The 20,678-nt window shown below is 66.7% G+C and carries 20 protein-coding genes and 1 pseudogene; 4 read left to right on the top strand and 17 right to left on the bottom strand.

Annotated features, from left to right (window positions below):
- Positions 1 to 84: 84 nt before the first annotated feature.
- The 4 genes from AC1DIP_RS04990 to purU are packed head-to-tail and all read right to left on the bottom strand — an operon-like array spanning position 85 to position 5,062.
- Positions 85 to 990: a bifunctional 5,10-methylenetetrahydrofolate dehydrogenase/5,10-methenyltetrahydrofolate cyclohydrolase gene (locus AC1DIP_RS04990; protein WP_477733064.1), complete on the bottom strand. Its 906-nt coding sequence runs from the start codon at positions 988 to 990 to the stop codon at positions 85 to 87.
- Positions 987 to 1,613: a cyclodeaminase/cyclohydrolase family protein gene (locus tag AC1DIP_RS04985; RefSeq protein ID WP_477733063.1), complete on the bottom strand. Its 627-nt coding sequence runs from the start codon at positions 1,611 to 1,613 to the stop codon at positions 987 to 989. Before AC1DIP_RS04985 ends, AC1DIP_RS04990 begins: the two co-directional genes overlap by 4 nt.
- 4 nt (positions 1,614 to 1,617) lie before the next feature.
- Positions 1,618 to 4,110 carry a GcvT family protein gene (locus AC1DIP_RS04980; protein WP_477733062.1) on the bottom strand — a complete coding sequence of 831 codons (2,493 nt, stop codon included), beginning with the start codon at positions 4,108 to 4,110 and terminating at the stop codon, positions 1,618 to 1,620.
- A gap of 46 nt (positions 4,111 to 4,156) precedes the next feature.
- Positions 4,157 to 5,062 (bottom strand): formyltetrahydrofolate deformylase, encoded by a 906-nt coding sequence (gene purU, locus AC1DIP_RS04975; RefSeq protein ID WP_477733061.1) that lies wholly within the window; start codon positions 5,060 to 5,062, stop codon positions 4,157 to 4,159.
- A 122-nt stretch (positions 5,063 to 5,184) separates the two neighbouring features.
- Here purU and AC1DIP_RS04970 point away from each other — a divergent pair, with 122 nt between their 5' ends.
- Both AC1DIP_RS04970 and AC1DIP_RS04965 read left to right on the top strand, forming a co-directional pair.
- Entirely contained in the window at positions 5,185 to 5,865 is a 681-nt protein-coding gene (locus tag AC1DIP_RS04970; protein WP_477733060.1) for a GntR family transcriptional regulator, read from the top strand.
- Positions 5,866 to 5,994: 129 nt separating this feature from the next.
- Positions 5,995 to 6,273, top strand: a complete 279-nt coding sequence (locus AC1DIP_RS04965) for a hypothetical protein (protein WP_477733059.1) — start codon at positions 5,995 to 5,997, stop codon at positions 6,271 to 6,273.
- Between the two features lie 274 nt (positions 6,274 to 6,547).
- On the opposite strand, the gene AC1DIP_RS04960 is transcribed toward AC1DIP_RS04965, so the two are convergent.
- From AC1DIP_RS04960 to AC1DIP_RS04930, 7 genes are all read right to left on the bottom strand, one after another.
- Positions 6,548 to 7,357: an IclR family transcriptional regulator gene (locus AC1DIP_RS04960; RefSeq protein ID WP_477733058.1), complete on the bottom strand. Its 810-nt coding sequence runs from the start codon at positions 7,355 to 7,357 to the stop codon at positions 6,548 to 6,550.
- A gap of 82 nt (positions 7,358 to 7,439) precedes the next feature.
- Positions 7,440 to 7,778, bottom strand: coding sequence for a hydroxyisourate hydrolase (uraH, locus tag AC1DIP_RS04955; RefSeq protein WP_477733057.1), 339 nt, complete (start codon positions 7,776 to 7,778; stop codon positions 7,440 to 7,442).
- A complete protein-coding gene (gene uraD, locus AC1DIP_RS04950; protein ID WP_477733056.1) occupies positions 7,775 to 8,272 on the bottom strand; it encodes a 2-oxo-4-hydroxy-4-carboxy-5-ureidoimidazoline decarboxylase in 498 nt (165 codons plus the stop codon). The genes uraH and uraD overlap by 4 nt, the downstream gene beginning before the upstream one ends.
- Before the next feature lie 179 nt (positions 8,273 to 8,451).
- Positions 8,452 to 8,877 carry an ATP-binding protein gene (locus AC1DIP_RS04945; protein WP_159629873.1) on the bottom strand — a complete coding sequence of 142 codons (426 nt, stop codon included), beginning with the start codon at positions 8,875 to 8,877 and terminating at the stop codon, positions 8,452 to 8,454.
- Complete coding sequence (locus AC1DIP_RS04940; protein WP_141945622.1) at positions 8,870 to 9,202, bottom strand: STAS domain-containing protein; 333 nt, start codon at positions 9,200 to 9,202, stop codon at positions 8,870 to 8,872. Before AC1DIP_RS04940 ends, AC1DIP_RS04945 begins: the two co-directional genes overlap by 8 nt.
- Entirely contained in the window at positions 9,202 to 11,160 is a 1,959-nt protein-coding gene (locus AC1DIP_RS04935) for a glycosyltransferase family 2 protein (protein WP_477733055.1), read from the bottom strand. The genes AC1DIP_RS04940 and AC1DIP_RS04935 overlap by 1 nt, the downstream gene beginning before the upstream one ends.
- Positions 11,157 to 12,269 carry a SpoIIE family protein phosphatase gene (locus tag AC1DIP_RS04930; RefSeq protein ID WP_476207497.1) on the bottom strand — a complete coding sequence of 371 codons (1,113 nt, stop codon included), beginning with the start codon at positions 12,267 to 12,269 and terminating at the stop codon, positions 11,157 to 11,159. Before AC1DIP_RS04930 ends, AC1DIP_RS04935 begins: the two co-directional genes overlap by 4 nt.
- Before the next feature lie 242 nt (positions 12,270 to 12,511).
- On the opposite strand from AC1DIP_RS04930, the gene AC1DIP_RS04925 reads away from it, so the two are divergent.
- Positions 12,512 to 12,793 carry a hypothetical protein gene (locus AC1DIP_RS04925; RefSeq protein WP_477733054.1) on the top strand — a complete coding sequence of 94 codons (282 nt, stop codon included), beginning with the start codon at positions 12,512 to 12,514 and terminating at the stop codon, positions 12,791 to 12,793.
- Positions 12,794 to 12,965: 172 nt separating this feature from the next.
- On the opposite strand, the gene AC1DIP_RS04920 is transcribed toward AC1DIP_RS04925, so the two are convergent.
- Entirely contained in the window at positions 12,966 to 13,538 is a 573-nt protein-coding gene (locus AC1DIP_RS04920; protein WP_477733053.1) for a GNAT family N-acetyltransferase, read from the bottom strand.
- 97 nt (positions 13,539 to 13,635) lie between these two features.
- Here AC1DIP_RS04920 and AC1DIP_RS04915 point away from each other — a divergent pair.
- Positions 13,636 to 15,025, top strand: a pseudogene (locus tag AC1DIP_RS04915) (MFS transporter).
- A gap of 67 nt (positions 15,026 to 15,092) precedes the next feature.
- Here AC1DIP_RS04915 and bcp read toward each other — a convergent pair.
- The 5 genes from bcp to gcl form a co-directional block, all read right to left on the bottom strand.
- Positions 15,093 to 15,572 carry a thioredoxin-dependent thiol peroxidase gene (gene bcp / locus AC1DIP_RS04910; RefSeq protein ID WP_476207491.1) on the bottom strand — a complete coding sequence of 160 codons (480 nt, stop codon included), beginning with the start codon at positions 15,570 to 15,572 and terminating at the stop codon, positions 15,093 to 15,095.
- A gap of 81 nt (positions 15,573 to 15,653) precedes the next feature.
- The gene (locus tag AC1DIP_RS04905) at positions 15,654 to 16,322 is read right to left on the bottom strand and encodes a winged helix-turn-helix domain-containing protein (protein ID WP_477733052.1); all 669 of its coding nucleotides are present in this window, start codon (positions 16,320 to 16,322) and stop codon (positions 15,654 to 15,656) included.
- 9 nt (positions 16,323 to 16,331) lie between these two features.
- A complete protein-coding gene (gene allB / locus AC1DIP_RS04900) occupies positions 16,332 to 17,675 on the bottom strand; it encodes an allantoinase AllB (RefSeq protein ID WP_477733051.1) in 1,344 nt (447 codons plus the stop codon).
- The gene (locus AC1DIP_RS04895; RefSeq protein ID WP_477733050.1) at positions 17,668 to 18,861 is read right to left on the bottom strand and encodes a glycerate kinase; all 1,194 of its coding nucleotides are present in this window, start codon (positions 18,859 to 18,861) and stop codon (positions 17,668 to 17,670) included. Before AC1DIP_RS04895 ends, allB begins: the two co-directional genes overlap by 8 nt.
- 2 nt (positions 18,862 to 18,863) lie before the next feature.
- The gene (gene gcl, locus AC1DIP_RS04890) at positions 18,864 to 20,654 is read right to left on the bottom strand and encodes a glyoxylate carboligase (RefSeq protein ID WP_477733049.1); all 1,791 of its coding nucleotides are present in this window, start codon (positions 20,652 to 20,654) and stop codon (positions 18,864 to 18,866) included.
- Positions 20,655 to 20,678: the final 24 nt, after the last annotated feature.

Here is a 20,678-nt window from a genome sequence, read left to right as displayed (position 1 = left end):
CGATGAGGAATACCTCCCCAGGTCTTAGGCCCACCGAAGCACCTTTTACGAAAAACGGGACACCCGTAGCTGACGCTGCCTTTCCTAGCCCGCGGCTTCCAGGACCTGGGCCCCAGCGGCTTCGGCCGGCAGCGGCAGGGACGACGATTGCCGGCGTGCAGCCTCCACGGTGTGGAGGAGCAGCAATGCCGTGGTGACAGACCCCACCCCGCCAGGAACAGGGGTGAGTCCGGCTGCGGTCCCGGTGACGCTGGCTTGGTCCACATCACCCACCAGCGAGCCGTCGGCAAGGACGTTCGTGCCGACGTCGACCACTATGGTCCGCGCAGAGACCTGGCTGCCGGTCAGCAGCCCCGCGCGCCCGGCTGCGACCACCACGACGTCGGCATCCTTTGTGTAGCGCTCCAGCGGGCCCGACTTGGAATGGCAGACGGTCACGGCTGCGTCGCGTGCCAGCAGGAGGAGGGAGAGCGGCTTGCCCACAACGGCGGACCGGCCCACCACCACTACGTCCTTGCCCGCCACGGGAACCTGGTAGTGGTCCAGGATTTCGACGACGGAGCGGGCGGTGGCGGGAGCAAAGGCCGGCTGGCCCACGGCGAGTCGGCCGAGGCTCAGCGGGTTGGCGCCGTCAATGTCCTTTTCCGGGGCGATGAGGCCCACGAGGTTGTCGGTCCGGACCCCTTCCGGCAGGGGGGTCTGCAGGATGATGCCGTTCACGGACGGTTCGGCGCTGAGGTCCCGCAGGACACCGGCCAGCGCCGGTTCCGTTGCATCATGGCCAAGGTCGATGACCCGGCAGCCGATTCCGGCGCGCTCCGCTGCCCGCTCGATGGAACGGACGTACCAGCGCGTCGACTCATCGGCGGTCGCCATGACCACCGCAACAACCGGTCGGACGCCGTCCCGTCCAAGCGACCGGACCTGGTCCTGGACCTCCTGCTGGAACAAACCGGCCAAAGGCTTTCCGGATAGTACTGCTGTGCTCAACCCAGGATCCTTTCGCGAACGCGGGCCGAGAGGGCATCTGCCGCCAGGACCACTTTCTCTTCGATGCCGTCCGTCTGCCGGGCCAGCAGCGCGCGTGCCTCCGGATCCTTGACCGCCACGACGTTGATGTCGATGTTGACGCGCGCCGTGGTGGCAGCTGCCCGGGCGGCGTCCGCGGCCGCGGCAACGTCGCTGATGACGTTGGCGTTGGCGACGTCGAACAGTTCGGCGGCAAGGTCCACGATGCCGCCCGACAGCTCGATGAGCCGGGCAGGGGTCTGTGCCGCCTGGATAAGCGCTGACTGGATCCCGGCCGCCCGGGCGGCCTTGAGGTCATCGGTGCCGGACGGGAGCTTGTAGGAGTCGATGACCGCCTGGAAGGCCTGTTCATCCGCTTCAGCCAGGCGCAGTGCCTCGGTGGCGAGGTCGTCCGCAGCCTGGGTGATGCGCTCTGCCAGTGGTGCGTGCTCTTCGTATTTGGCGCCGGTGGTGTAACGCGCCACCATGGCCACCAGGGCGGCGCCCTGGGCTGCGTGCAGGGCCGCGGCGGCGCCCCCGCCCGGCGTCGGCTGCTTTGCGGCCAACCGGGCGAGGTAGCTGCTGACTGTTTCTGAACTGATCATGGTGCTAGCCGCGCAACCGGGACATGGTGGGGTCGTACAGCGGATCCTGGGTCACGGTGGCCACAATCCGGCGGCCGAAGTACTCGATCTCCACCGAATCGCCGACCGAGACCTCCGCGGGCAGGTAGGAGTAGGCGATGGGCTTGCGGACGGTGTAGCCGTAGGCGGCGCTGGTGACGTAACCCACCGCCTGGTCCTTGTAGAACACCGGTTCCTTGCCCAGCACCAGGCTGCGTCCGTCGTCGACCGTCAGGCAGCGCAGGCGGCGTCCGGAGTTTTCTTCGGCGCGTCCCTCCAGGGCTGCCTTTCCGACGAAGTTCTCCTTGGCCATCTTCACCGCGAAGCCGAGTCCGGCCTCGAAGGGGTCGTGCTCGGTGGTCATATCGGTTCCCCAGGAGCGGTAGCCCTTTTCCAGGCGGAGCGAGCTGAACGCGGCGCGGCCGGCGGCGATGATGCCGAACGGCTGGCCGGCCTTCCACAGCGCGTCCCAAAGGCGCTGGCCGTTGTCGGCGCTGGTGTACAGCTCCCAGCCCAGTTCCCCGACGTAGGACAGCCGCATCGCGGTGACCGGGACGCCGCCGATGACCACCTGCTTGGACCGGAAGTACTTCAGGCCGTCATTGGTGAAGTCGTCGCTGCTGACCGCGCCGACCACCTCACGGGCCAGCGGGCCCCAAAGGCCGATGCAGCAGGTGCCGCCGGTGGTGTCGCGGACCTGGACCCAGTCTTCGGTGCTGCCGCTTTCGGTCTGGTGCCGGGCAGCCCGCTCGAAGTAGGCGGTGTCGATGTTGCCGTTGGCGCCGAGCTGGAAGGTCTGCTCGTCCAGGCGGGCCACGGTGATGTCGCTCCGGACCCCGCCCTGCTCGTCCAGCAGGAGCGTGTAGGTGACGGCTCCGGGCTTCTTGTCCATTTCTGCGGTGGTCAGTTCCTGCAGCAGCTTCAGGGCGCCGGGGCCGGAGATTTCGAGGCGCTTGAGCGGGGTCATGTCGTACATGGCGACGGCGGTGCGCGTCTTCCATGCCTCGGCCGCGGCAATCGGGGAGCTGAACATGCCGGACCAGGAGTCGCGGGCCGGCGGCTGCCAGTCTGCGGGCATTTCCTTGAGCAGTTCGGCGTTGGCCTCGAACCAGTAGGGGCGTTCCCAGCCGGCGCCTTCCAGGAAGTAGCCGCCCAGCTGCTTGTGCCGGGCGTGGAAGGGGCTGACGCGCAGGTTGCGCGGGGAGAGCTTGGGCTGCAGCGGGTGCAGCACGTCGTAGATCTCCACGAAGTTCTGCTGCGAGGTTTCGCTGACGTACTCCGGGGTCAGCTGCACTTCCTCGAAGCGGTGGATGTCGCAGTCGCCCAGGTCGATCGAGGACTTGCCGTCCACCAGGAGCTCGGCCACGGCGCGGGCGATGCCTGCCGAGTGGGTGACCCAGACGGCTTCGGCCACGAAGAAGCCGTCCAGTTCCTTGGACTCGCCCACCAGCGAGCCGCCGTCCGGGGTGAAGGAGAAGATGCCGTTGAAGCCGTCTTCGATTTCGCTTTCGCGCAGGGCAGGCAGGATCTGCTTGGTGGCCTCCCAGGCCGGGAGGAAGTCTTCGAGGGTGAAGTCCAGGCGCGAGGGCATGTTGTGCTCGCTGATCTCGTCCGGCTTGAAGCTGCCGAGTTCGTCCAGGTCCACTGGCATGGGCTTGTGGGCGTAGGAGCCGATGCCGTAGCGGTCGCCGTGTTCGCGGTAGTAGAGGTCCTGGTCCTGGTGGCGGAGGATGGGCAGCCGGGCGCCGTTGGGCAGTTCGTTCTTGCCCTGCTGCGCCGGGACCGGGGTGGTTTTGACGTACTGGTGCGCCAGCGGCAGCAGCGGCACGGACATGCCGATCAGCTCGCCGACCTTTGCACCCCAGAAGCCGGCGCAGGAGACCACGATGTCTGCCGGGATCACGCCGTCGGGCGTCTGGACACCGGTGACCCGTCGGCCGGACTGCTCGATGCCGGTCACTTCGGTGTTGCCGATGTACTTTACGCCGGCCGCCTCGGTGCGCTGGATCAGCAGCTGGACCGCGCGGGCGGCCAAAGCGAGGCCGTCGCTGGGAACGTGGAGGCCGCCGAGGATGTCCTCGTAATTGATGAGCGGGTAGAGCTCCTTGCACTCGGCCGGGGAGAGGATGGAGCCCTCGATGCCCCACGCCTGGGCGTAGCCGAGCTTGCGCTTCAGGTCCGCGAGGCGGGTCTCGGTGGTGGCAACCTCCAGGCCGCCCACCTGGTTGAAGCAGCTGACGCCGTCCTCGGTCAGGGACAGCAGCTTCTCCACGGTGTACTTGGCGAACAGGGCCATGGACTTGGAGGGGTTGGTCTGGAAGACCAGTCCCGGGGCGTGCGAGGTGGAGCCGCCCGGCATGTTGAGGGGTCCCTGGTCCAGGACGGTGATGTTGTTCCAGCCGCGCGTGACGAGTTCATCCGCGAGGTTGGTGCCGACGATGCCGGCTCCGATGATGACGATGCGTGGTGACGATTCCAAGGGAGTCTCTCCTGCTGCTTTACGGGTTATGTCTGCGGACGGGTGCTTACCGGAACACCACGGTGCTGGTCTGGTCCAGCAGCACGCGGTGCTGGCAGTGCCACCGGACGGCGCGGGAGAGGGCGAGGGCTTCGGCATCCTGGCCCACGGTGGACAGCTGGGCCGGGCCGTAGGTGTGGTCCACGCGGATGACTTCCTGCTCGATGATCGGCCCCTCGTCCAGGTCTGCGGTGACGTAGTGGGCGGTGGCGCCCACCAGCTTGACTCCGCGGTCGTAGGCCTGGTGGTAGGGGCGTGCGCCCTTGAAGCCGGGGAGGAAGGAGTGGTGGATATTGATGGCCCGGCCCTCCAATGCCCGGCAGAGGTCGTCGGAGAGCACCTGCATGTAGCGGGCCAGGACCACGAGGTCGGCCTCGTACTCGTCCACCAGCTCCAGTAGCCTGCGCTCGGCATCGGCCTTGGTGTCCGGGGTGACGGGGACGTAGATGAAGGGGAGCCCGGCGGCTTCCGCCATGGCGCGGTGGGTCTCGTGGTTGGAGACAACTGCCACCAGTTCGCCGCCGAGGCTGCCGCCCCGCCAGCGGAAGATGAGGTCATTGAGGCAGTGGCCGAACTTGGACACCATGACCAGGACGCGCTTGGGGGTCTGGTCGTGGAAGCTGAACTTCATGTCGAACCGGCCGGCGATGCCTGCGAACTCTTCCTCGAGCATGGCAGGCGTGTAGCTGGGGGAGCCGGAGAACGCGGTACGCAGGTGGAGCGTCTCGCGCAGGCTGTCGTCGAACTGCTGGTGCTCGTCGATGTTGAAGCCACGTTCGAACAGGAACGTGGTTACGGCCTGCACAATTCCTGCCTGCTCCTTGCACGACAGGGTCAGCACCAACTTCTGCTTCTGCTCTTCCTTGAGCGCCGGCAGGGTGATGGTTGCTGAGGCTGCTTCGATGAGGGTCATAGCCCCTCCTCCTTCTAGATATATTCAAAAGCGACGGACTGATATATTAGATTGAGTGCCAGCGTATACTGGTCCACAGGCGAGGTCAATAGTTTTTTCTGGTCGGGAAGAAGGGGCTCAGCATGGCATTCGAAGCTTTGGCGGTGGCGGACGACATGGGGCGGAAGTCCCTGGCCGAGGTTGCCTACGAGAGCATCCGCGACTGGCTGCTGACCCTTGAAATCAAACCCGGTGAGCTGCTGAACGACGAGCTCCTGGCCAAGAATCTCGGCGTCGGGCGCACTCCGGTGCGCGAAGCCCTGAAGCGGCTGGAGCTGGACCGGCTGGTGAAGACCTATCCCCGGCGGGGCACCTTTGCCACCAGGGTGGACGTAACCGACCTTTCCTTTATTTCGGAGATCCGCGCCCAGCTTGAGCCCCTTGCGGCGGCGCGTGCCGCACGGGTGGCATCTCCTGCGGTCCGGGACGGGCTGCGTGCCACTCTCGAAAAGGTTGAGGCGTTCGATGTGTCCTCGGCAACCGTGACGGAGACGCTGCAGCTCGATGCCCAGGTGCACCAGGGCATCTACTCCGCCGCCGCCAACCCGCATCTGGAAGACATCCTGATCCGCTACGACAACCTGGCAACGCGGATCTGGTGCATGGTCATCGACCGGCTGCCGGACTTGTCCCACCACGTTCGTGAACACCTCGATCTGCTCCGCGCCGTCATCGACGGTGATGAGGAGCGGGCCGCGGAGCTTGCCGGCGCCCACGTCAGCGGATTTGAAAGTGCGGTCCGGGAGGCCCTTTTCAAAGCGTAGTGCCGGCTGCCTCGGGGCGCCTGTTGACATGGAGTGTGACCTGGACCATGCTCGGATTCCAGATTGATATATCAATCAAATATCAGAGACGGTTTCGAGCGGCGACGGCGCCGGCGATCGGAGTGACCAGTGAATTCCCAGGCAACCCTTGAAACCCCGCACGGTGCCATCGACCTTGACCCCGAACGCGACGGCAACGGTGACGCGTCCAAGAAGGCTCTCGGCCTCCGTGCCGACTGGGCGCGCCTGCCCGGCCGCAGCGTCGAAGTGTGGCTGCGGGGAGAGCATGTGGCCAGCGGGGTGGTGGACCAGGCTGCGGAGGACGGCACGGTGCTCTGGATAGCCGCCGAGGGCATCAGCACACGCCGCATCTTCGACAAGTCGTCCGGCTATCAAATCTGGACGTAGCCCCTGGATTGGGAGCTTCAGCTCCCAATCCAGGCAATAACCATGGAGCCCCGGCGCTGTACGCGCCGGGGCTCCGTTCCACATGGCTGGTTCTGCAAAGATCAACAGAGTTCGCGCTAAGCAACAAGAGTGCGGTACGTCACTTTCAAAGTCAAGGGCGCCATGCACAGCGAAAGCGGATTCTGCAGGCACGCGGAAAGGCCCCCTTAACAAGGCAGTGACCCCGGGTTCCAACGAAACCCGGGGTCACTGCGTTGCTGACGCTGGCGGCCTTTCAGCGCTGCGTGTACCCCATGTTGGCGCTGACTTTGAGTCCGGCGTCCTTGAGGGTTTCCAGCAGGCCGGGGATCTTCTCCGGCTCGAAGCGGAATGCCGGCCCGGAGATGCTGAGGGCGCCGATCACGACCCCCTGGTGGTTGTAGACGGGCACTGCCACGGCATTCAGGCCGATCTCGAACTCCTCCCGCACAACCGCGTAGCCCTTGGCTGCTACCTCGAGCAACTGGGCGTCCAGTTCCTTGCGGGAGGTGATCGTACGGGCAGTGCGGGCAGTCAGGCCTGTTTCCTTCAGGATCCTGTCCCGGTCGTCCGCCTCCAGGGCCGCGAGGAGGACCTTTCCGCTGGAGGTGGCGTGCAGCGGGGTCAGGCTTCCCACCCAGTCGTACGTGGCCAGGGTGGAAGGGCCCATGGCCTGGTCCACGTTCACGGCATAGTTGGAGCGCAGGACGGCCAGGTTCACGGTTTCCTTGAACTCATCCGCCAGGCTCTCCAGGACGGGCCGTGCCTCCCGGACCAGGCTCAGGCGGCCCGGAATCGAGCTGGCCAGGCGAAGGATCCCAAAACCGAGCTGGTACTTCCCGCGCTCGCTGTTTTGATGGACCATCTCGCGGGTGACCAGCGAACCCATCAGCCGGGACACAGTGGACTTGTGAATCCCCATTTCCTCGGCGATTTCGCTCACGCCCGCATGTCCCTCGCGTGCCAGGATCTCCAGGACGGTCAGGGCCCGCTCCACGGACTGTACGCCGCCGGACTGTCCGCCTTCCGCATCGGTATCGGATTCAGTTTCCTTATTCGAAGCCATACTTCCTGATCCTATGCCGGTTAATGTGATGGCCATGACATTGCGGCAGTCCGGCCGGCCTGCGGAAGCCCGGGGCGGGCTGCTAGCTGCCGCGGTAGGTGGAGTAGGCGAACGGGCTCAGGAGCAGCGGAACATGGTAGTGCTCGGGGCCGGTGACCTCGAAAACCAGGTCCACTTCCGGGAAGAACGTCTGCGTCTGCAGGCCTGAGTAGTAGGCGCCCGTGGCGAAGTTCAGTTTGTAGTGGCCCGGTTTCAGCTGCTCCGGCCCAAGGTCCTTGGCCCGGCCGTCGGCGTCGGTGCTGGAAGCGGCCAGCTCACGCCAGGTGCCGGCGTCGTTCCATGAAAGGACGACGGCGACCCCCGCCGCTGGGCGTCCGGCACCGGTATCGAGGATGTGGGTGGTCACGTGGGAGACGCTCATTCGTTGATCAGTCCTTCGAGCCGCAGTACGGCGATTTCGCGCAGCTGCTGGGCCACGATGCTGTCTTCTTCTTCGGGGGAGTTGGTGAGCCGCTGCTTCAGGGCCGCAAGGATGTCCTGGGCGCTGCGACCGGCTGCCCGGATCAGGAAGACGCGGCCGAACTTCTCCTCGTACTCCCGGTTCCCGCGCGCCAGGGCATCGGCGACAGCAGTATCGGCAGGGTCCACGCCGGCCTGCTCGGAACGGGACATGGACGCCTCGGCGCTGGTCGCCGTCGGGCGTTCCCCGATCCTGGGGTGGTGGGCCATGGCGGCTTCAACCTCTGCCGAGGTGAAGGGGCTGGCCGCTTGGGCGGCGAACTCCAGGAGCTGATTGCGGGCGGCGAAGGGCCGGGCCCCGGCTACGGCCTCCACCCAGCGGCTGACGTCGATGCAGGGCCGCAGGAGGGCCTGGGCGGAGGCCGGATCCGCGCTGTTGAATTCGGCAAGCTTCATGCTGGCAGTAATCCTTGGGATGATGCTGGCATCCATGGTGACGGCTATGCGGACGCCGGAAAACCCGGCACCTGCCTGTGGAAACTCCACAAGCAGGCTTCCGCATCATGGAACTGTTATTTCAGCATACGTAATATTCAAGAGCAGGCGCGCTGCACTGTCAAGCGGTTCGGGAGTCCCTAGTCCTGCGACGACGTCCGGGACAGGACCCACGTGTTGGTGCCGTCCTGGCGTTCGAAGGTCACCGTGGTCACCAGCGCCTCGATCAGGGCCAGCCCGCGCCCCGACTCTGCGTCCTCGCCGGGGACGGCCGGCTCCATGGGGCCGAACGGCGGCTTCGCGTGGTAGGCGCTGACCCGTGCCTGCAGCATGGCCGGCTGCACGGTGGTCTCCACACCCAGTTCCACGTCCCGGTCCCCGGCGGGCTGGGCGTGCTGGACGATGTTGGACGCGGACTCGATGACCGCGGTGGTGAACGTCATCTGGTCCATGTCGTTGACGAACGGAACGTCGAGCCACAGGCTGTCGAGGTCGTTGTGGACTGCCTCGATGGCGTCCTCGGCGGCGGGTCCCCGGAAGCTGCGCGAAGCCAGGACTTCAGTCATTGCTGAACGCCTCCTCGGCCGTGGGGTAGGCGGTGAGGACCTTGTCCATGCTGGTCAGCTTCAGCACCATGTTCACCTGGGGCTGGACGGCGGCGATCCGCAGGTCCCCGCCGGCCTGGCGGGCGGCCTTCAGGCAGCCGATCAGCGCGCCGAGTCCAGAGGAATCCATGAACGCCGTGTTTTCCAGGTTGACCACGATCCGGTTGGACCCACCCGCGATCACGTCCGTCACGAACTCGCGCAGCTTGGGCGCGGAGACCATGTTCAGCCGCCCGTCCGCCTTGACCTCCGCGTACGAGTCTTTGACCTCATAACTGAACTCCATCAGGATTCCTCTCTGTTTGCAGGTTCTGCGGCCGGCTCGTACCCCTTGTAGAGGACGGCGCGGACCAGGATGCTCATGACCACCAGGTCAAAGACCACCCAGACAACGTTGACCAGGGTGCCCAGCGGTTCCGCCAGGCCGGTGGCCAGGCGGACAATCCCGACGACGGCGGCCAGGGCGAGCAGGATGGACACCACGATCTGGGGCCGGATGAGGCTCCAGCTGGGTCCACCGCTTTGGCGTGCCTTGGGGGTGACGGCAAACCCGAGGGGACGGCCGAACCAGACGTTGCGGGCCGCTGTCGTGCACGCCTTGATCCAGGTGGGGAACAGCGCAAGGCTGTACTGCTGGCCGCGCCAGGTGGGGATGCCGCGGCCGGCCACGGCGAACAGCAGCTGGTTGACCACCATGAACGGGATGAACCGGATGAAGAAGTCCCAGCTGAGGCTGCTGACCGGCAGAATGCCCAGCAGCAGGTAGATGATCGGGGCCGCGAAATAGATGACGGCGGCGAACCCGCTGAGGTATGTCCACATGGTGGCGAAGTACATCAGGCGCTGGCCGATTTTGAGGCCCTTCTGCACCAGGGGGTTCTCCCGGAGCAGCACCTGGATGGTGCCCTGGGCCCAGCGGAGGCGCTGCGTGAGCATGGTGGCGATGTCCTCCGGCGCCAGGCCATACGCCAGGATTTCGTGGTGGTACACGCTCTCCCAGCCCATGGCGTGCATGCGCATCGCTGTGGCCATGTCCTCGGTGACCGAAATGGTGGCCAGCGGCATGACGGGCTGTGCCTCGTTGCTGCGTTCCACGGTCAGCGCATCCAGCACGGCCTGGACGGATTCCAGTGCACCCAGGGGGGACCAGTCGCGGGCGGACATCCGCTGCACGGCGTCGTCCGCCACCACAGGGACGCCGGACTCGCCCACATGGGCCAGTTCCATCGCGGCGATTTCCTCGAGGTCGGCCTGCAGGGCTGCGACGTCGGCCTGGACCAGGGTCTGCACGGCGGCGTCCACGCGGCGGCGCACCCGGTACGTGACTTCGCTGAGGGGCCGGCCGGCGTCCACTTCCTCCTGGGCTTCGCGGGTGGCGGCCTCTACCTCGTCCAGGACCTCCGCCACCAGGGGTGACTCCACGTCCGCCGACTTCCGGGCCTGCTTGATGGCTGCCCGGGAGGCGGCCAGGGCGCGGCGGATGCTCTTTTCGGTCTCCTTGACGTAGCCCACCAGGCCCAGCTGCATCAGGGCCTCGCGGCGCAGGATGGCGTTGGATCCGCAGAAGAAGGCGGCGTTCCAGCCGTCCTTGCCCTGCTGAATGGGGCCGTAGAACAGCGGTGCCTGGCTGCCCAGCGGATCGCTGGCAGGAACATTGCTGAAGTACTGGGGCGTCTGGACCAGGGCCACCCGGCGGTTGTTGAAGTAGCCCAGGGTCTTTTCCAGGATGTCCGGCTCGGGGATCTGGTCCGCGTCCAGGATCAGCAGGAACTCACCGTGGGTGACCATGAGGGCGTTGTTAAGGTTGCCCGCCTTGGCGTGCCGGGGCAGGTCCTTGGTCCAGTCATCGCTCCGGGTGACGTAGCCCAGGCCATGCTTTTCGCAGAGGGCCTTGAGCTCAGGGCGTGCGCCGTCGTCCAGGATCCACGTGCTGTGCGGGTGCCGGATTTTCTGGGCCGCCAGTGCGGTGGTGAGGACCATGTCCAGGTCCTCGTTGTAGGTGGTGATGAACACATCCACGGTGGCGTCGTGCGGCGGCTCCGGCGCACCCTTGCGGATCTTCAGCTTCCACACGGTCATGCCGAAGAGCATGACGTCGATGAGGCTGTAGGTTTCGGCCGCCACCAGGGGGAGGGCGATCCACCAGGCGTCCCAGTTGAGCGAGGACATCCAGCGCCAGGCGATGTAGTTCAGGCCGGTCAGGACGGTCAGCACCACCACCAGGCGGGTCCAGAAGCGGGTCACGCGGCCACGCCTTCGGGGAGGCGGCGGACCACGACCACCGTGACGTCGTCCTCGGCCGTCTCTGCAGGAGCCAGGGCCAGGATGGCGTTGGTGGCTTCCTGCGCCGAACCTGCCAACTGCGTGGCCCGCCGGACGGCGTCGGTGAAGTCCTCCACCGATTCAAAGACGTCCAGCACGCCGTCACTGACCACCACCAGCGAGTCGCCGGGTGCCAGTTCCAGTTTGGCCTGCGGCCATTGTGTCCCCGGCCAGGCTCCCACCGGTGGTCCGCCCGAGGGGAGGCGGTCCGCCGGCCCGGCAGGCTGGACGTGCAGTGCCAGGCCGTGCCCGGCGTCGACATAGCTGACGTTGCCGGACGCCGCGTCCAGGCGGGCGTGGAACAGGGTCACGAAGGAGTTGGAGGAGTCCAGGTCCGTGGCGATCGCCTTGCTGGCGGAGGCGAAACCGGCGTCGAGGTCCTGGCGCAGGCCGGTGGAGCGCATGACGGCGCGGACGGTGGCCGCGATCAGGGCCGCGCCCATGCCCTTGCCCATGGCGTCGGCGAAGGTCAGGTGGAGCCCGTCAGGGGTCTGGTACCAGTCGTAAAAGTCGCCGCCCACGTTGCGGGAGGGCCGGAACAGGCCTGCCACGTCGTAGCCGTCCACCCGGATGTCCTCTTTCGGCAGGAGGCTTTGCTGCACCTCCGTGGCACGTTCCAGCTCGCCCCGGGCCGCCGATTCCGCGGCGGCGGAGGGCCGGCGCCGGAACAGGGCATTGATCCTGGACTGCAGTTCGCGGGGGCTGAACGGCTTGCTGATGTATTCGTCGGCGCCGTTGTCCAGGCCGGTCAGCTTGTCCAGTTCGTCTGCCCGGGCGGTGAGCATCACGATGAACGCATCCGAGAATTCGCGCAGGAGCTTGCACACCTCCAGCCCGTCAAGGTCCGGCAGGTTCAGGTCAAGCGTCACCAGGTCCGGCTTGCGCCGGCGGACTTCCTCCACGCCCGGCAGGCCGGCGCCTGCGTGCGTGACGTCGAAGCCCTGCTTGACCAGGACACGGACCAGCAGTCCGCGGATGTCCGGATCATCTTCGATGACCACCGCACGGCGGGATTCGGAGGGAGAGACCATGCTCTACTTCTACAGTATTAAGGCGCACAGGGCATGTCTTAGGCTTCACAGTTTCTGGTGACGTCGCTGACAAACGCGTGGTGCAGGAACCACGCCCCCCGATCTTGCGGAAATCTTGGGATCTGCTTGCCGGGACGTTGAGGAACGCCGGTCACACTCGAAACAACGCAGCAGCTTTCCAGGAACAGGGTACGACGACGACTGCGCGGAAGCTGGCCAGTTTGCGGAAGGCGGGGAAGCCAATGGAACACGTAAAACAAAACGGGATGGACAAAGCCAGGGCCTTCCGGCGCGTCCTCTTCCACTCACGGAAGGTACGGGCCGCTGCCAGGGAACTGGAGCAGGCACTCGCCGAATCCCGGGAGGTCTCCAGCTGGCCCGGAGACCGGCTGCAGGTGGGCGAGGACATGTCCAGGCAGGTGGAAAAACTCACCCACCGGCTCAAGCTGGAGACCGAGGCGCACCACAGGCTTGAGGCCCTTTTAAAGACTGCGGGCGGAGGGCATTCCGTCGCTGCCTTGTAGGTGCCACACTTAGCAGCAATCGATTGGCTGGGGATAGTCAGGAGATTGCTGTGAGTTTGTTTGTCGGTTGGTCGTACCTGATGGCTGGACTCATGACCATGGACGCGATGCTGCTGGCATTGTGGGCCATGGAAATCGATTGGGGAAAGTACTGGCGCCGGAAGTAGCGCGGTTACTCCAGTTCCAGCCGCATCAGCACCCGCGGGAAGCCGTTGAGCACCGAGCTGGTGTCCGCAGCCTTGGTGAAGCCGGCGTCCTCGAAGAGCTTGCGGGTACCCACGTATGCCATGGTGAGGTCCACCTTGTGGCCGCCGTTGTCCACGGGATAGCCCTCCACCACGGGAGCGCCATAAGCGCGGGCCATGGCAACGGCGCCGGCCAGCAGATGGTGCGAGATTCCCTTGCCGCGGTGGCCGGGACGGACGCGGAGGCACCAGACCGACCAGGCGTCCTGGCCGTCGACATGGGGAATCCGCCTGTTCCGGGCGAAGCTGGTGTCCACCCGAGGGTGCACCGCTGCCCACCCGACTGGTTCGCCGTCGTCGTACGCCACGACGCCCGGCGGCGGATCCTGGGCCACCAGTTGCCTGACCAGCTCCCCGCGCTCCTCGCCCCGCAAGGACGCGTTCTGCTGTGGGGGGATGCGGTAGCTCAGGCACCAGCAGACGGTGGCGTCGGGCCGTTTGGGCCCCACCAAGGTCCTGACGTCCTCGAAGCCCGTTGCGGGGCGCACCTCAATGGCCATGCTGCGATGCTAACCCTGGACGCCTCCGGCCCCGAGTCGCCTCCCAGTCCGGCTTCCACCCTGTTGGCGCGCGCTGGCCCTCATTACACTGGGACGCATGACCCCGCAGGAACCGGGCAGTGCGGCCGCGGATCCGGATACCGTTGCCGCCTCCCTGCGAACGCCGGGCGAACGCTCCCGCACCTTCGCCGGCATCCTGGTGAACACCGCACTGGCCAACATCACCACCAGCTACCTGTGGTTCGCGCTGACGTTCTGGCTGTACCTGGAGACGCGCAACGTGATCGCCACCGGGGTGGTGGGTGGCGCCTACATGCTGTTGATTGCACTGTCCAGCATCAGCTTCGGCACGTTCGTGGACCGGTACCGGAAGCTGGCCGTGATGCGGTTCGCCGCCGCCTTCACCCTGGGGATGTTCGTGCTGTCAGGAGTGATGTTCCTGCTGACGCCTGCCGCGTCCCTGCTGGACCTGGGGCGGCCGTGGTTCTGGATCTTCACCGTGGTCATCCTGGTGGGGGCCGTGGTGGAGAACCTGCGGAACATTGCCCTGTCCACCACGGTGACCATCCTCATCGAGCCGGAGCGGCGGGCCAATGCCAATGGGCTGGTGGGAATGGTGCAGGGGCTGATGTTCATTGTCACGTCGCTGCTGTCCGGACTCTCGGTCGGATTGCTGGGCATGGGCTGGACCATCGCCGTCGCGCTGGTGCTCACGGCGCTGGCTGCGGCGCACCTCCTGACGCTCCGGATGCCCGAGGAGGTCCAGGTGGCGGCATCGGACGCCCACGGTGGCTTCGACCTTCGGGGTTCGTTCACTGCCGTCCTGGCCATATCGGGGCTGTTCGCGCTGATGGTGTTTTCCACGTTCAACAACTTCATCGGCGGCGTCTACATGGCGCTGATGGACCCTTACGGGCTGGAGATGTTTTCCGTGGAGATGTGGGGCGCCGTCTTTGCGGTTGGATCCACGGGGTTCATCATAGGGGGCGCGCTGATTGGCAAATTCGGGCTCGGCGCCAACCCGCTGCGGACCCTGCTGCTTGCGGTGGCGGCCATGGGGGTGCTCGGGGCGGTGTTCACGCTCAGGGAGTGGGCGTGGCTCTACGTCCTGGGGATCTGGCTGTACCTGGTGCTGGTGCCGTTCGTGGAGGCCGCTGAACAGACCGTCATCCAGCGGGTGGTGCCGCTGGAACGGCAGGGCCGTGTCTTTGGCTTCGCCATGGCCTTCGAGTCCGCTGCCGCCCCCGTCACGGCGTTCCTCAGTCGCCCCCATGGCCCAGTACTGGATCATCCCGTACGCGCGGTCCGCGGAAGGCGCCGCGCGCCTGGCACCACTCCTGGGTGAGGGCACCTCCCGCGGCATCGCCCTGGTGTTCCTGGTGGCCGGGATCATCATGATCGTGGCCGCACTGCTGGCCTTCCTGGCTCCGGTCTACCGCCGGGTGTCGGCATCGTATGCGCAGGTGGCAGCGGAAACTGCGGCTTAAGCCCGGACGCCCCGGCACACAGGGTGCCGGGGCGTCCGCGGATATGCTGCGGGAAGGGGTGGCGGGTCTAGAGTCCCAGCGCTTCCTTGAGGCGGGCGACGTGGCCGTCGGCCTGCACCTGGTACTGGGCCAGGGTGACGTTTCCTTCAGGGTCCACCACAACCGTGGAGCGGACGATGCCTTCGTGGATTTCGCCGTGGACCAGCTTTTCGCCCCAGGCGCCGTAGGCCAGGGCAACCGCGTGGTCGGGATCGGAGAGGAGGGGGAAGGTGAGGGAGAAGTCGCCGGTGAAGCCGGCCAGGGCTTCCTGGGCGTCCGGGGAGATGCCGACTACCTCGTAGCCCTTGCCCTGGAGGGAGGCGAGGCTGTCGCGGAAGTCGCAGGCCTCCGTGGTGCAGCCGGGGGTTGCGGCCTTCGGGTAGAAGTAGACGATGACGTTCTTGCCACGGTAATCGGCCAGAGAGGTCTCGCGGCCCTGGGCGTCCCGGAGGGTGAAATCAGGAGCCGGGGTACCGGGCTGAAGCTTGGTGGTCAGGGTGGGGCTCATGGCGTTCCTTTGTAAGACTCGGTCAGTGATGGCCAAACATCAAGTGAAGCGGGTCACCGCTTACTGATACAAACCAGCGCGTCATATGCAGTATTCCGCCGGACCCCGAACGGCCGCGAGCGGGCCCGGCACAAACTGGTAGCCGCCGCCGCGGACAGTGGCCACGGCATGGCGGGCGTTGCCCAGTTTCTTGCGGATCCTGCCAACGTAGACGTCGATGGAACGGGCGGTGGCGCCGGGGAAATCCAGCGATTCCAGGAAATCCTGCAGTTCTTCGCGGCCTACCGTGCGGGACAGGTGCGTCACCAGGTAGCGCAGCACCTTGTATTCGACGCCGGTCAGCGCCACCGGGCTGCCGTCCAGCAGGACGGAGTCGGCGGCGAGGTCCACGGCGACCCGGCTGACGGGGCCGCCCGACGGCGGCAGGCGAGTGCCGCCGTCGGGCCTGGTTGCGCCGGGGTTCTCCGCCGCGGAAGGAACGCGAGAGGAGTCGGCTGCGGCTCCTTCCGTGCCGCCGGAGACCCCGGACGTGGGGGCTCCGGCGGCAGGCCAATGGACTTCCGCCTCCGGAGCAGTTTCGAGGGCCCTGGCGAGGACCATTTGGGCGGCGTGGCGCAGGAGTTCCGGGGTGGTTCCTTCGGCGGGAACCACCCACACGGCCAGCCCGTGGGCGGTGGCCCGCCTGGCCGGAACCGGCTGATGGACCGGGTGCGGAACAGCCGTCCGGGGATGGTGTGCTTCCACTGCCATGGCGCGTCCCTAGACGCCGCCGCGGCGGATCAGCCTGCCCGTAGGGGTCTGGCCGTCCACTGCGGCGCCGCGGAGGAAGGTCTTGCGCACCACGCCGGACAGGGCCTTGCCGTCGTACGGGGTGATGGGGTTCTTGTGCTTGAGCTTGGACACGTCCACCACGAATGCCTCGTCCGGGGCGAACACGGCAAAGTCGGCGTCATAGCCCAGGGCGAGCTGGCCTTTGTTGGTGAGCCGCGCGAGGTTGGCAGGACGTTCTGCCATCCAGGACACCACCTGTTCCAGCGGGATGCCGCGGTGGCGCGCTTCGGTCCAGATCAGGGACAGGCCCAGCTGCAGGGACGAGACGCCGCCCCAGGCCACGGCGAAGTCGCCGTTCTCAAGGTCCTTCAGGTCCAGCGTGGAGGGGGAGTGGTCCGAGACGATGCAGTCGATGGTGCCGTCCAGCAGGCCCTGCCACAGCAGTTCCCGGTTGGAGGCTTCACGGATGGGCGGGCAGCACTTGTAGGCGGTGGCACCGTCCGGGATTTCCTCCGCCATCAGGGTCAGGTAGTGCGGGCAGGTCTCCACGGTGAGCTTGACGCCGTCGCGTTTGGCGCTGGCAATCATGGGCAGGGCGTCCGACGACGACAGGTGCAGGATGTGCGCACGCGCACCAGTCCAGCGGGCGCGTTCAATGACCTCGGCAATCGCCTTGTTCTCGGCGCCGCGGGGGCGGGAGGCCAGGAAGGTTTCGTAGTGGTCCCCGCCCGGGTGGGGTGCGCGGTCGATGGCGTGCGAGTCCTCGGCGTGGACGATCATGAGCGAGTCGAAGGACTTCAGCTCGGCCATGTCCTCTTCCATCTCGTCCGCCTCGAGGTGCGGGAATTCGTCCACGCCGGAGTGCAGGAGGAAGCACTTGAAGCCGAAAACGCCTTCGTCGTGCAGGGGACGGAGGTCGGCCTTGTTGCCGGGGATGGCGCCGCCCCAGAAACCGACGTCGACGAACGCCTGGTCCTCGGCCACTTCGCGCTTGAGCTTGAGGTTTTCCACGGTGGTGGTGGGCGGGACGGAGTTCAGCGGCATGTCGATGATGGTGGTGACGCCGCCGGCTGCCGCGGCGCGGGTGGCGGAGGCGAAGCCCTCCCATTCGGTGCGGCCGGGCTCGTTGACGTGGACGTGGGTGTCCACCAGGCCCGGGAGCAGGGTCTCGTCGTCGGCCAGTTCGATGACCTCGGCTCCGGCCAGGCCGTTGCCCAGTGGCTCGATGGCCACGATCCTGCCGTTGCGCACCCCCACTTCGCGCGGGGCGATGCCGGCGGTGGTCAGGATGCGCCGGCCCCGGATGACGAGGTCAAAGCGTTCTTCAGACACGGAGGTCCTCCTTGGTACTTGCGGTGGCAGGCCTGTTGGCCGCCAGCCCCGCACTGATCTGGGTGCCCAGTTGCTCCAGCAGCGGCCCTGCCTCTGCTATGCACCTGTTTACATCGGTTTCGAGCGCCGTCAAAGCATGGATGTCCTCGAACCCGGCTGCCGCGGCCTGGTCCGGGTCCAGGGTGGTCCGGCCGCAGACGGCCAGGACGGGAACGCCCTGGGCCGCCGCTGCCCGGGCAACACCCATCGGCGTTTTGCCCAGCAGGCTTTGTTCGTCCAGGCTGCCTTCACCCGTGATCACCAGGTCGGCGCCCGCCAGGCGGTCCGCCAGCCCCGTGAATTCAAGGACGACGTCGATACCCGGCCGCCGCGTTGCGGCCAGGACGGCGATGGCGGCGTAGCCGACCCCGCCGGCTGCCCCGGCTCCGGGAGCCTCGGCAGCCTTGACGGCGCGGAATCCGATTTCCCTGGCCAGGACTTCGACGAACCTGGCCAGGGCGGCGTCGAGCATGCCGACGTCTTGTTGCGCGGCGCCCTTTTGCGGACCAAAGACCGCCGCGGCGCCCTGGGCACCGAGCAGCGGGTTGTCCACGTCGGACGCCAGCACAAAGCGGGTGTCCACCAGGCGGGGCTCGAAATCGGTGAAATCGATGCTGTGCAGGTTGGCCAGCGCAGCCCCGCCCGGGGAAAGTTCGTTGTTCCTGCTGTCCAGGAACCTGGCGCCGAGGCCCTGCAGGAGGCCGGCGCCGCCGTCGGTGTTGGCACTTCCGCCTACGCCGAGGATGATCCGACGGCAGCCGGCGTCCAGCGCTGCCCGGATGAGCTGTCCGGTGCCCAGGCTGGTGGCCGTGGTGGCATCCGCCGAATCCGGACGGCGGCCGTTCCGGACGCTTGGCACCAGGGCAAGCCCGGACGCCGTCGCCATCTCGATCACGGCCTCGTGGCCCCGGACCGCGAAGTCCGCCTGCACCGGCTGTCCGGTGGGCCCGCTGACCGTTGCCGTGCGCCGGGTGAAACCGGAGCCGACGGCGGCGTCGAGGGTGCCCTCGCCGCCGTCGGCCACCGGAATCCGGACGATGTCCAGGTTTCCGCCGGCCCCGCGCTGCAGGCCCCTTTCCAGGTGGCTGCACACCTCCGGGGCTGACAGCGAACCCTTGAACTTGTCCGGGGCAATCACGATGCGCATGGTTAGGCCTGCAGAGCCAGGATGGCGGTGGGCGCGTCGGCGGCGGATTCCGCCAGTTCCTCGAACTCGTTCACGGCATTGATTTCAACACCCATGGAGATGTTGGTGACCTTCTCCAGGATCACTTCCACCACCACGGGAACCTGGAACTCACCCATCAGCGCCTTGGCCTTGTCGAACGCCGCGGCGAGGTCGCTGGGGTCCTCCACGCGGACGGCCTTGCAGCCCAGGCCCTCGGCCACCTTCAGGTGGTCCACGCCGTAGCCGCGGGTGTCCTCGGACAGGTGCGAGCTGTTGATGTTCTCGAACGCCAGGGAGACGTTCTGCTCCATCTTGAAGCCGCGCTGCGACTGGCGGATCAGGCCCAGGTAGGAGTTGTTGACCACCACGTGGATGTACGGCAGGTTGAACTGCGCGCCCACGGCCAGTTCCTCGATCATGAACTGGAAGTCGTAGTCGCCGGAGAGCGCCACCACGGTCTGGTCCGGGTTGGAGCGGGCGACGCCGAGGGCTGCCGGGGCGGTCCAGCCCAGCGGGCCCGCCTGGCCGGCGTTGATCCACTTGCGCGGGCCGAAGACGTGCAGCATCTGGGCGCCGGCGATCTGCGACAGGCCGATGGTGGACACGTAGGTGGTGTCGCGGCCGAAGGATTTGTTCATCTCCTCGTACACGCGCTGCGGCTTGATGGGGATGTTCTCGAAGTGCGTCTTGCGGTGCAGGGAGGCCTTCCGGTCCTGGCATTCGGCAACCCAGGCGCTGTAGTCCGGCAGGGACCCGGCCGCTGCCCGCTCCTTGGCGAGCTCAACCAGCCCGGCCAGCGCCGCGCCGGCGTCGGACGCGATGCCCAGGTCCGGTGAGAACACGCGGCCGATCTGTGTGGGCTCGATGTCGATGTGCACGAACTTGCGGCCGGCGGTGTAGGTTTCCAGGCCACCGGTGTGGCGGTTGGCCCAGCGGTTGCCGATGCCGATCACGAAGTCGGACTGCAGATAGTTCTCGTTGCCGTAGCGGTGGCTGGTCTGCAGGCCCACCATGCCGGCCATCAGCTGGTGGTCGTCCGGGATGGTGCCCCAGCCCATCAGGGTGGGGATCACCGGAACGTTGAGGGTCTCGGCCAGCGCCACCAGCTGCGCGGAGGCGCCTGCGTTGATGATGCCGCCGCCGGCCACGATCAGCGGGTGCTTGGCCGCGAGCAGCATGTCCAAGGCCTTCTCCAGCTGCTTGCGCGAAGCCTTGGGCTTCTCGACGGGCAGGGGCTCGTAGGTGTCGATGTCGAATTCGATTTCTGCCATCTGCACGTCGATGGGCAGGTCCAGCAGCACCGGGCCGGGGCGGCCGGAACGCATCAGCTGGAAAGCCTTCTGGAAGGCGCCCGGAACCTGGCCCGGTTCCAGGATGGTCATGGCCATCTTGGTGACCGGCTTGGCGATGGACTCGATGTCCACGGCCTGGAAGTCTTCCTTGTGCAGTTTGGCCACCGGCGCCTGGCCGGTGATGCAGAGCATGGGGATCGAATCTGCCCAGGCGGCGTAGAGCCCGGTGATCATGTCGGTGCCGGCGGGGCCGGAGGTGCCGATGCAGATACCGATGTTGCCGTCCTTGGCGCGTGAGAAACCGTCGGCCATGTGGCTGGCACCCTCAACGTGGCGAGCCAGCGTGTGGCGGATGCCGCCGTGGGCGCGCATGGCGGAATAGAAGGGGTTGATGGCCGCGCCTGGCAGGCCGAACGCCTCGATGGCGCCTTCCTTTTCCAGGATGGCCACCGCTGCATCAACGGTACGCATCTTGCTCATGGGGTGCTCCTTGAAAGCTTGTGG

Source organism: Pseudarthrobacter sp. 05T312, from assembly GCF_056396685.1.
This window is presented reverse-complemented; position numbering and strand designations above follow the sequence as displayed.